Source organism: Aquisalibacillus elongatus, from assembly GCF_003843875.1.
Lineage (GTDB): Bacteria > Bacillota > Bacilli > Bacillales > Alkalibacillaceae > Aquisalibacillus > Aquisalibacillus elongatus.
In genome coordinates, this window is sequence record NZ_RKRF01000007.1 from 648,052 (window position 1) to 659,982 (window position 11,931).

Below are 11,931 nucleotides of genomic sequence, written 5' to 3' on the forward strand. Positions count from 1 at the left end.
AGGGGATTTAATACCAATTTAGACTGGAGCAAACGTTTAAAAGTAAATAAAGGCCGTACAAAAAGTCATTTTAATCATTGTACGACCTTTCTAACACCGCTCCGTCAAAAAGCTCCGCTTTCCGCAGGCACGGCTTCAACTTCCCAAAACTCACTACCGTGAGTTTTGCGTGATTTTCAGCTCGTGCTGTTCCTGCTGGAGTCTGCACTTTTTGACTACGCTGAAAACCAGTATTCCAGAATATTATTCTTATTTTACATTTTTCATCTACCTTTTGTCACAGTCTCTCAATACCAATTATCTTGAACCTTTGACAAATGGTGTACCTAACGCCTTGGGAGCGTCCGCACGTCCTACTAATCCAACTAATGCTAGTATGGTTAAAACGTAAGGTGCAATTTGTAAATAGACGGATGGAATGCTATCAAGAAGTGGAATACCTCCACCTATTACACTTAAACTTTGAGCAACACCAAAGAATACAGCTGCACCCAAAGCACCTAACGGATGCCATTTACCAAAAACAACAGCCGCTAAAGCTATAAATCCTTGGCCATTAATGGTTCCCATATAGAAGTTGCCAGCGAACGTTAATGCAAAAATTGCACCACCAGCTCCTCCAAAGAACCCAGATAACATAACAGCAATATATCTCATACGGTTAACATTGATCCCAACTGAGTCTGCTGCAAATGGGTGCTCACCAACAGAACGTAAACGCAGACCAAAAGGTGTTTTAAAAATGATATACCAAACGACAAACGCCAAAATAACAGCTATCCAGTTAGTATAATACGTATTTTCAAAAAAGATCGGACCAATTAATGGGATATCACTTAGTATAGGAATGTCTGTTGAGCGAAGCATCCCTTGGACCATGTCCGTTTGACCTTTCCCATACAATTGTTTAATCATAAACAGACCGATTCCTAATGCTAAGAAGTTAATGGCAACACCACTTACAACTTGGTCAGCTCTAAAGGTTACCGTCGCAATTGCATGAAGACTTGCAAAAAGAGAACCGATAATAGCAGCTATAATAATGGATACCCAAGGCGTTAAAGTACTTCCTAGTATCGGATAAAGTTCAAGGTTAATTACAACTCCGAGGAAGGCACCCATGATCATCAGGCCTTCTAACCCGATATTAATAATCCCTGAGCGTTCACTAAATACGCCACCTAACGCCGTGAAAATAAGAGGGGTTGCAAACAGAAACGCAGATGGAATAATAGACTGTAACACATCGATAATTGCACTCATGAGCGACCCCCTCCTTTTAATTTATTTTTGATGCGTTGATATAGCGTTTTTAAACGATCTCTAAGAAGAATAATCATATAACTTGCAGCCACAAAGAAAATAATAAGCGCTGTGATGATATCAACTAATTCATTTGGAACTCCAGCACTTAGTGGCATATTGAGTGCTCCCACTTTTAAGAAACCGAATAATCCAGCGGCTAATACAACTCCAAACGCGACATTTCCACCTAATAGTGCAATAGCGATACCATCAAAACCAATATTCGTAAACCCATTATTTAAAGACATGTAGCCAAAGTTTCCGATCCCTTCCATAGCACCAGCTAAACCGGCAAAACCACCTGAGATCGTCATGGATAATATAATGTTTCGTTTAACGCTCATACCTGCATACTGTGAGGCGTGAGGATTAAACCCTACTGCCTTCAACTCATAGCCATACTTTGTTTTTTCAATAAAATACCAAAAGAATAAGGCAGCAACAATCGCTAAAAATATACCCGTATGAACATTTGAGTTAGGCATTAAATTACTTAACCAAGAAGCCTTTAAAGAAGCAGAATCTGAGATATATTCTGTTCTGTCGCTACCATCTGTTAAAACATTACGAACAATAGCATTGGTTGAATACAATGCTATATAGTTCATCATAATCGTTACAATAACTTCGTGAACATGAAATCTTGCTTTAAAATACCCCGGTATAAAGCCCCATAATCCGCCAGCTATAATTGCAGCCAAAATGGCTAATGGTAAATGTATGATCATAGGAAAGTCAAACAGTAAACCAACTGTAACTGAAGCCAGCCACCCGACTAATACTTGTCCTTCAACACCAATATTCAATAGACCTGTTCTAAATGCAAAAGCAACTGCCAGACCTGATAATATATAAGGTGTAGTTAATAAGATGGTTTGACCAGTGAAATAAGAGTTGCCAAACGCTCCTTCAATAAGTGCAATGTATCCAGCAATGGGGTTATAACCAAAAATAAGCATGATAATGGCACCAGCTAATAACCCAAAAATAATGGATACGATCGGAATCCAAGCACCTGATAGTTTTTGTAAATTCATTTATGACTCACCCACTTTCTCGATGTTACTGCCTGCCATTAGTAGACCTAATTCTTCTTCAGTTACTTCATCTGGTTTAACATTTGCTACAATTTTACCTTCGTAAATAACTGCAATCCTGTCACTTAAATTCCGGATTTCGTCCAATTCAAATGATACAAGCAAAACTGCTCGATTTTGATCTCGTTCTTCGATTAATTTTTTGTGAATAAATTCAATCGCGCCAACATCTAACCCACGCGTTGGTTGAGACGCAATTAGCAAATCAGGTGAACGGTCAATTTCTCGACCAACGATTGCTTTTTGCTGATTACCACCAGATAACGATCGTGCTAATGTTGATTCACTCGGCGTTCTGACGTCATATTCATCAATAATTTTCCTTGCATACTGGTAAATTTCTTTAAAGTTTAACGACCAACCTGACGAAAACGGTTTCTTATAGTACGTTTGAAGAACCATATTTTCAGCAACTGGGTAATCCAAAACTAAACCGAATTTATGACGATCCTGCGGAATATGAGCAAGCCCTTTTTCATAGACATCTCTAGGATTTAAATAAGTTATAGATTCATTGTTTAATAGAATCTGGCCATCTTTTGGCTTTCTAAGACCTGTGATTGCTTCTACTAACTCTGACTGTCCGTTTCCGTCAACACCTGCAATACCGACAATTTCACCTTGTCTCACTTCTAAGTCTAACCCTTTAACCATTTCAACTTCACGTTGGTCAGTTACGATTAAGTTTTGAATATCTAGTACAAGGTCTTTAGGCTGACTTTCTTTTTTATCCGTCTTGAAACTAACTTCTCTACCAACCATCATCGAAGCTAATTCATTTGTTGATGTCTCATTAACACTTACCGTTCCTACACCTTCACCACGTCTAATTACAGTACAACGATCTGCAACAGACATGATTTCTTTTAACTTATGGGTAATTAAAATTATAGATTTACCCTCTTTTACTAGAGATCTCATAATCTCCATTAGCTCTTCAATTTCCTGTGGTGTTAAAACAGCTGTTGGTTCATCTAAAATCAAAATGTCTGCTTCTCTATAAAGCATTTTTAAAATTTCAACACGCTGTTGCATTCCTACGGATATATCTCGCACTAATGCATACGGATCTACCTTAAGTCCATATTGATCGGAAATTTTCTTGATGTCTTTAGCTGCATCCTCTATATTAACTTTCAAGCCTTTAGTTGGCTCTGAACCTAATACAATATTTTCTGTTACAGTAAAAGTATCAACTAACATAAAGTGTTGGTGCACCATTCCGATACCTAAATCATTAGCAACATTTGGACTTGTAATATTCACATCTTGACCTTTCACTCGAATCTTTCCTTTTTCAGCTTGGTAGATGCCAAATAATACGTTCATTAAAGTTGATTTACCGGCACCATTTTCCCCGAGCAAAGCATGTATCTCCCCTTGTTGAACTTGCAAATTTATATTGTTGTTCGCTACAACCCCAGGGAACTCTTTTCTTATGTCAAGCATTTCTATAACATAGTCCATTCTTCTCACCCCTCGTCCATTATGTATAGGTTCTCGGAACTGTTTAACCTAGTAAACATGTACCGAGTGATTAAAAATAATCAAATAAAATGTCTCCATTAGAAACATCTTATTTCACCAATTTTAATGATATGTATAAAACAGAAAAGGCTAACGAGAGCCTTTTCTGTTTGGTTTCAACTATTATAAGTTCTCTAGAAACTCATCTAATTCATCGTGTGTAGATGGAACATCGATATCTCCGTTTTGGATTTGTTCTTTCCAATCTTCAACTTCTGATTTAATATCTTCTGTATATGCTTCTTCATTAGTGTCTGCTGCACTAATACCGTTGTCGGATAAACCGTATTCTAATGTTTCACCCGCTGGAAATTCGCCATCCATTGTACGTTCGATCACGTCTTGTACCGAAATATCAACACGTTTAACCATAGAAGTTAAAGTTACATTGTACTCTGTATCATCTACTTCTAAAGCTCCCTCTTCATACTGGTCACGATCAACACCAATTACCCAAACATCACGGTCTGGATTATTGTTTTTAATGTCTTTTGCTTCGTTGAACACACCGTTACCAGCACCACCTGCAGCATGGTAAATTACATCAGCATCACTGTTGTACATACTGTTTGCAATTTGTCGGCCTTTTCCGGCATCTGAGAATGTCTCAGCGTAACGAACATCAATTTCGATGGAAGGGTCTATCGATTTAACACCTGCAATATAACCAACTTCAAACTTATTGATTAATGGACTATCCATGCCACCGACAAATCCAACTTTTCCTGTTTCAGTTTTCAAGGCAGCGGCTACACCAACTAAGAATGAACCTTGATGCTCTTTAAAAGTAATGCTAGCAATGTTATCTCCTTCTGCTACTTCATCAACTAAAGCGTACTTTGTATCTGGATTTTGCTCCGCTACTTTTTCAATCGCTTCAGTTAATTTATAACCGATCCCGAATACTAATTCGTAATCTGATTGAGTAAGGCGAGTTAGATTAGAATCATATTCAGTGTCTGAATTAGATTGAGCATAGTCGAAGTGCTCACCTTTTTCTAAGCAATGTTCATCACCATATGCTTGAAGGCCTTCCCAAGCGGACTGGTTAAATGACTTATCGTCAACGCCGCCCTCATCTGTTACAATTCCTGCTTTTACAAAATTGCTGTCTGGCTCACAGTCTTGATTAGATCCAGATTCACTGCCACCTGAACCACAAGCAGCTAATACAAGTGAAAGCGATAACAAAATAGTTAAAAATGCAAAACGCTTATTCACTGTAATTCCCCCTTAAAATTAAAAAATTGAGGAAGTAATAGCAATTGTGTTAATTGTCACAATTCTATTACCTCCTCAATTACTATACCACGGAAGTCCTAGAAAATAAAAGATAAAAATAATTTTAAATTTTATGAACTTGACGTCTGTTCTTCTTCATATTGACTAACTAAAACTTTTCTCGGTTTGCTCCCTTCATAAGGGCCTACAATCCCTCGCTCTTCCATAGCGTCTATTAATCTAGCAGCCCTTGTGTAACCAATTCTAAACTTACGTTGAAGCATGGATACACTCGCGCTTTGCATTTGAACAATCAATTGAACAGCATCTTCATACAAATCATCATCAACATCATTTGTAACTTCACTAACCTCATCTGGGATCATCTCTTCTTGATATTGTGCTTTTTGTTGCTCAACACAGAAGTCAACAATACTTTCCACTTCATCATCTGATAAGAAAGCACCCTGGATACGTGTAGGTTTTGAGGCTCCAACTGGTAAAAAGAGCATGTCCCCTTTACCTAATAATTTTTCAGCCCCTCCACCATCTAATATCGTTCTTGAATCCGTCTGAGAAGATACACTGAACGCAATACGAGATGGAATATTCGCTTTAATAACACCAGTAATAACATCTACTGACGGTCTTTGTGTTGCAATAATTAAATGTATACCAGCAGCTCGAGCCATCTGTGCTAATCTCGTAATTGAGTCCTCTACTTCATTCGATGCTACCATCATTAAATCAGCTAACTCATCAATTAACACAACGACATAAGGTAAATGAGGGTGGTTCTCACCATCACGTTCATTAACTTTATTGACGTACTCATTATAACCTTCAATATTACGTGTTCCAGTCTCTGAGAATAAGTCATAACGCCTTTCCATCTCTGAAACTATTTTCTTAAGTGCTTGAGATGCCTTCTTAGGATCAGTTACAACTGGCGCTAACAAGTGTGGAATCCCATTATAAACATTTAATTCTACTTTTTTCGGGTCAATCATCATCATCTTAACTTCATGAGGTTTTGCTCTTAATAAAATACTTGTAATAATGCCGTTGACACAAACACTCTTACCACTGCCTGTCGCACCAGCAATGAGCATGTGAGGCATTTTATTCAGCTCAGCTGTAATAGCTTCACCAGCGATATCTCGTCCTAAACCAAATAAGAGTTTAGACGGATTATTTTGTGAATGTTGCATAACTTCTCGTAACGTTACCTGAGCTACTTCCGTATTTGGCACTTCAATACCTATAGCTGATTTACCCGGGATGGGTGCTTCAATTCGAATATCTTTTGCGGCTAAGGCGAGTGCTAAATCATCGTGTAAATTAACAATTTTACTTACCTTAACACCAACATCAGGATAAACTTCATACTTCGTTACAGCAGGTCCTACATGGACTTTAGTTACTTTGGCTTTAACACCAAAGCTTTGAAACGTTTTTTCAAGTTTTTGCACGGTTGATTGAATCTGTGACTTTTCTTGCTGTTGTGAATGTGCAACAGGATTATTTAATATTTGTAAGGATGGTAGTTTATAAGACTCGTTTTCTACCTCAGTCATTGGTAGGTCCTCTAAGGACTCATCATTGGTTCCTTGCTCCACTGTATCCTCATTTTCTAAGGTGTCTGTCCATTGCTTCGTTTCAAGTTCATTTGTTTCTATCTCATCTGTAGAAGGAGTGCTTTTATTTTCTTGAAAATCTTCTATAACAGGATTATGGTCATCCTGTTTAATTTCATTCGCTTCAATACTATAAGTTGTCTCTGGCTCATCTGATTGTTCTTGTGCTTCTAAACGAGCTGCTCTACGTTCTTTGAACTTTTGTACAACGTTTTGAGCCATCGTTCGAACTCGGTTAATTAGATTCTTTAAAGCATCTGAAATGGATCGTTCAGTCAGAAGCATAAATCCGATTAAAAAGCCAAAGATCGCTAACACTTTTGCTCCTGCAGAAGATAAAAGATAGTAGCTTAATGCAAACAGTGTTGCACCAACCATACCTGCCCCGATATTCTCATATGTAATAGCTCCATCTTGATAAGCTTCATAATAATCCCATGTTAAACCGAATATGTTTTGATCATATTGCGTAATGATTGAATCAAATATTTGAACATGTGTAAATAACAATACGGATGCAAATAAGATGTAAAAGCCTATCCACTTAGTCGCCATAAACATTGGCCACTTACGCTTTAACATAAGATAAATTCCTAAAATAAATAAAAACAAGCTGATGACGATATACCAAAAACCAAATAACCATTGAAATAAAGTAACAAAAATATGAGGAATAAAGCCTTCACCAATGGTACTAATTCCGCTTGAAAAAATGGCACTTAAAATGAATAAAAGACCAAATAATTCATATTGCAGAACATGGCGTTTTTTACGTCTTGATTGTTTTTTCTTTTTGCGTTTAGCCATAATATTCCCCCCAAAATAAGGAAGCAGCCTTATGTCGGCTGCTTTGATGTGAATTCATTATACCATAGATATCCAATCTTTTGGATAAGTCTTTATAAGTAATATTGGCGCCCTGGTTGTAGATCTTGATTTAAATAATCAGCTGGATCGGTGGAGGTCATATGAACAATTTCGTACCCATTAATATCAGGGTCACGTTTCAGTTTAACTGTTGCATGATTAACTGAGACGAATTGATATTCATTTTGGTCTTCATCTTCAAAAATTTCCTGTACGTCTAATGGCGTATACAAAATCATTGAACCACCTGCTCATCATCATCGTTACCTATTAATTCATTTAATTTTTCAATTGCCTCTTTAACACCGCCAACGCTGTCAATTAACCCGCATTCTACAGCATCATCACCAACGACATTTGTTCCGATATCACGTGTCAGATTACCTTTAGCGAACATAAGTTCTTTAAAGTCTTCTTCCGTGATGTTCGAGTTTTTAACAACGAAGTTTATAACGCGATCTTGCATTTTATCAAGGTATTCAAACGTTTGAGGTACACCGATGACTAATCCAGTTAACCGAATAGGATGAATGGTCATCGTAGCTGTTTCTGTAATAAACGAATGGTTCGCCGATACTGCTATTGGTACCCCTATGGAGTGGCCACCTCCTAATACGATCGATACCGTTGGCTTTGAAATCGTCGAAATCATTTCTGAAATAGCCAGACCTGCCTCAACATCGCCACCAACTGTATTTAGTAATAAAATCACCCCTTCAATTTTAGGGTTTTGTTCAATGGCAACAATTTGAGGGATTAAATGCTCGTATTTGGTCGTTTTATTTTTTTGCGGAAGTTGTAAATGTCCCTCAATCTGTCCAATGATGGGTAGGACATGAATGTTCGATTCAGGATTTTGCGGAACATTCGTTTGCCCTAATTGCTTAATTTTGTTCATTAGAGAATCTGATGAATCTTCCTTATTTTCATCATTCTGTTGGTCTTGTTGATCTTTTTGCTTATCATCTGACATATTGTAAACACCACCTTTTCCAATAGTGTTTACAAACCCTATTTCTTCATACAAAAAGAACTCTATTCATTAAACTGAACAGAGTTCTTGTATCATTACATTCCTATATCTTCATACAGTTGACGTTCTTCTTCTTTGTTTAACGGAACTAATGGTAAACGAACTGAGCCAACCTCAATACCCATACGGTTTAAAGCTGTCTTAATCGGAACCGGAGATGGCGCTTTGAAGAACCCTTTCATTTTAGGTAGTAACTGTTGATGTGCTTCAGCTGCGCGATCGACTTCACCTTTTAGGTATGATTGGACCATATCCTGCATTTCATTTCCAAAAATATGAGATGAAACGGAAACAATCCCATTACCACCGACGGCTAAAGCAGGTAATGTAAAACCATCATCACCACTGTATAACATGAAGTCATCATCTGTCTGATCAACAATCTCTGTCATCATAAAAACATCTTGACTAGACTCTTTAACAGCAACAATATTTGGGACTTTAGATAAAGCTACCGTCGTTTCGACATCCATATTAATGGACGTACGACCTGGAATGTTGTATAACATTGCTGGTAACTTTGTCGATTCAGCAATGGTTTTAAAGTGTTGATATAACCCTTCTTGATTTGGTTTATTATAATATGGCGCGACCAATAACACACCATCTACGCCAAGTTCTTCTACTTTCTTAGTAAATTCAATGGTTTCCTGCGTATTATTACTACCGGTACCAGCAATGACAGGAATTCTGCCATTAACAACTTCAACCACATGTTTATAGAGTGTTAATTTCTCTTCTTTAGTTAAAGTCGGTGATTCACCAGTTGTTCCACCAATTACTAATGCATCTGTTCCATTATTGATTAAATGTTCAACTACCGTTTCAGTTCTTCCTAAGTTTAATTCATTTTGTTCATTAAAAGGTGTCACCATTGCTGTTAACACATTCCCAAAATTCATGATTTATACCCCTTTCTTACTTATAAAGCTATCGTGCAGAGCATTAACTGCCGTTTTTAAATCTTTTTCTTTAATTAATACCCAGATTGTCGTATGACTATCTGCAGATTGTAGTATTTGTATATTATGCTTAGCTAAAGCAGATACTATTCTAGATGCAACACCAGGCACACCTTGGATTCCTGCCCCAACGGTCGACACTTTAGCGCAATCATCCTCAAGCGTATACTTTAATTTTAGTGATTCAACAATGGAACGCGTTAAAGTCCAAGTGTCTTTTGGTATTGTAAATGTGATCCCTTGTGAAGAAATGTTAAAAAAGTCAACAGATATTTTAGCGTCTGCTAAATGTTTAAAAACTTGGTCATGTAATTCAATTAAGGAATCATTTGCGTGTATATTCACTTGTATTAGCCCAGAAACTTGAGCTATTCCAGTCACTAATCGTTCTTGAATCATTTGGTCTATCGTATTTTCTACTTTGGAAGTAACTAATGTGCCTTTATCCTCTGTATAAGTAGATCTAACTCGAATGGGGATTTTTTCTTGCATTGCAATTTCCACTGCACGAGGATGTATGACTTTTGAGCCTTGGTAAGCTAAATGTACGATTTCAGTATACGTCATTGCCTTCAAGGTTTCAGCATGTTGAACTAACACCGGGTCTGCGGTTTTAATTCCGTCAACATCAGTGAAAATATCAACAAACTCAGCGTTCATGGCTGCACCAAGAGCTACTGCAGAGGTATCAGAACCACCACGACCTAATGTTGTGATGTGGCCAAATCTGTCCTGGCCTTGAAAGCCTGCAACAACAATTACTTGATTAGACTTAAACAGAGAATGAAGTAAATCGGTACTAATTTTATCAATTCGAGCATCTGTAAATTCACTTGTTGTACGAATTCCAGCATGAGCCCCTGTAATAGCAGTGGCTTTAACCTTTTGTTGTATAAGTTCATTAGCAAATACAACAGATGAAATAATCTCCCCACATGACAAGAGTGAATCTAGTTCACGTGAAGTGACCTTATGCTCGGGATAGTTGACTAACTGAAGCAAGCTATCCGTTGCATAAGGTTCTCCCTTTCGTCCCATTGCCGAGACAACTACAATAACTTGATGACCTTGTGAAACAGCATCGATCACATGTTTGATGGCATGTTGTCTCGTGTTCGTATCTCTTACAGATGTTCCACCAAACTTCTGTACAATTACTGTCATTTCACACCCCTATGATGTTTATTGTTCTTGCTGTATTAACTTTTGTGCAATTTGCACGGAGTTCCAAGCAGCTCCTTTTAATAAGTTGTCAGACACAACCCAGAAATGGAATCCACTCGATACATCCAAATCTTTACGAATTCGACCAACAAAAACGTCTTTTTTGCCTTCTGACGATAAAGGTGTAGGGTATACTTGTTGAGTAATATCATCTTCTAAAACTAGCCCATCTTGATCATTAAGAGCGTTTTGTAAATCTTCAATTGATACGTCATCTCGATCGATTTCAACATAGACACTCTCAGCATGTGAATAAAAGAATGGCAAACGAACACAAGTCGCTGCTACTTTTAACTCTGGATAATTCATGATTTTTTTCGTTTCATTAATCATTTTCATTTCTTCAAATGTATAGTGATTATCTTCAAATACATCAATCTGAGGTAGTGCATTAAAGGCTATAGGAAAATGTTTAGGCTCAGATTTTACTGGTAAAATATTGGTCTCTGGCTCTTCTCCATTTAATAATGCTTTAGATTGATCTTTTAATTCCTCAACAGCATCATTACCAGACCCCGAAACCGATTGATAAGTCGATACGATGACACGACCTAAACCAAATTTCTTTCGAATAGGTTCTAAGGCAACGACCATTTGGATTGTAGAACAGTTAGGATTAGCGATAATACCATTATGTTTTTGAATGTCTTCTGGGTTAACCTCTGGAACAACTAACGGTACATCAGGATCCATTCTAAACGCACTTGTATTATCAATTACTACAGCTCCGCGATTAACTGCTTCGTGTGCTAGTTGTTTAGATACTGAACCTCCTGCTGAGAATAAAGCTATATCTACGCCTTCAAAAGCTTCTGGTTTCGCTTCTAATATTTCAACTTCTTCCCCTTTAAAAGTCACCTTTTTCCCCGCTGACCTCTTAGAAGCCAGTGGATATAACTTTTCAACAGGAAAGTCGATACTATCAAGCATTTCTAACATTTTCTGCCCGACTGCTCCTGTTACGCCGACTACTGCTACGTGGTATTGTTTGTGATTTACCATATTGAATTTTCTCCCTTCTCGTTTTTCTTTATCGTCATTTTAACACATTTTTGAAT

At 37.5% G+C, this 11,931-nt stretch carries 10 protein-coding genes; all 10 read right to left on the reverse strand.

The window, feature by feature from the left end:
• Nucleotides 1-297 precede the first annotated feature (297 nt).
• Nucleotides 298-1,263, reverse strand: coding sequence for an ABC transporter permease (locus tag EDC24_RS04025; protein ID WP_211342333.1), 966 nt, complete (start codon nucleotides 1,261-1,263; stop codon nucleotides 298-300).
• Nucleotides 1,260-2,342, reverse strand: a complete 1,083-nt coding sequence (locus EDC24_RS04030) for an ABC transporter permease (RefSeq protein ID WP_124219939.1) — start codon at nucleotides 2,340-2,342, stop codon at nucleotides 1,260-1,262. Before EDC24_RS04030 ends, EDC24_RS04025 begins: the two co-directional genes overlap by 4 nt.
• Nucleotides 2,343-3,869 (reverse strand): ABC transporter ATP-binding protein, encoded by a 1,527-nt coding sequence (locus tag EDC24_RS04035; RefSeq protein WP_124219941.1) that lies wholly within the window; start codon nucleotides 3,867-3,869, stop codon nucleotides 2,343-2,345. It lies immediately after the preceding gene.
• A gap of 183 nt (nucleotides 3,870-4,052) precedes the next feature.
• On the reverse strand, nucleotides 4,053-5,150 hold the full coding sequence (locus EDC24_RS04040; RefSeq protein WP_170158457.1) for a BMP family lipoprotein: 1,098 nt from the start codon (nucleotides 5,148-5,150) through the stop codon (nucleotides 4,053-4,055).
• Nucleotides 5,151-5,281: 131 nt separating this feature from the next.
• A complete protein-coding gene (locus tag EDC24_RS04045; RefSeq protein WP_124219944.1) occupies nucleotides 5,282-7,594 on the reverse strand; it encodes an FtsK/SpoIIIE family DNA translocase in 2,313 nt (770 codons plus the stop codon).
• Nucleotides 7,595-7,686: 92 nt separating this feature from the next.
• Nucleotides 7,687-7,893 (reverse strand): YlzJ-like family protein, encoded by a 207-nt coding sequence (locus tag EDC24_RS04050; protein ID WP_124219946.1) that lies wholly within the window; start codon nucleotides 7,891-7,893, stop codon nucleotides 7,687-7,689.
• Nucleotides 7,890-8,627, reverse strand: a complete 738-nt coding sequence (locus tag EDC24_RS04055) for a ClpP family protease (RefSeq protein WP_124219947.1) — start codon at nucleotides 8,625-8,627, stop codon at nucleotides 7,890-7,892. The genes EDC24_RS04050 and EDC24_RS04055 overlap by 4 nt, the downstream gene beginning before the upstream one ends.
• A 95-nt stretch (nucleotides 8,628-8,722) precedes the next feature.
• Nucleotides 8,723-9,592 (reverse strand): 4-hydroxy-tetrahydrodipicolinate synthase, encoded by an 870-nt coding sequence (gene dapA, locus EDC24_RS04060; protein ID WP_124219949.1) that lies wholly within the window; start codon nucleotides 9,590-9,592, stop codon nucleotides 8,723-8,725.
• Entirely contained in the window at nucleotides 9,593-10,813 is a 1,221-nt protein-coding gene (gene dapG, locus EDC24_RS04065) for an aspartate kinase (RefSeq protein ID WP_124219950.1), read from the reverse strand.
• Nucleotides 10,814-10,831: 18 nt separating this feature from the next.
• Nucleotides 10,832-11,875 (reverse strand): aspartate-semialdehyde dehydrogenase, encoded by a 1,044-nt coding sequence (locus EDC24_RS04070; RefSeq protein ID WP_124219952.1) that lies wholly within the window; start codon nucleotides 11,873-11,875, stop codon nucleotides 10,832-10,834.
• Nucleotides 11,876-11,931 lie beyond the last annotated feature (56 nt).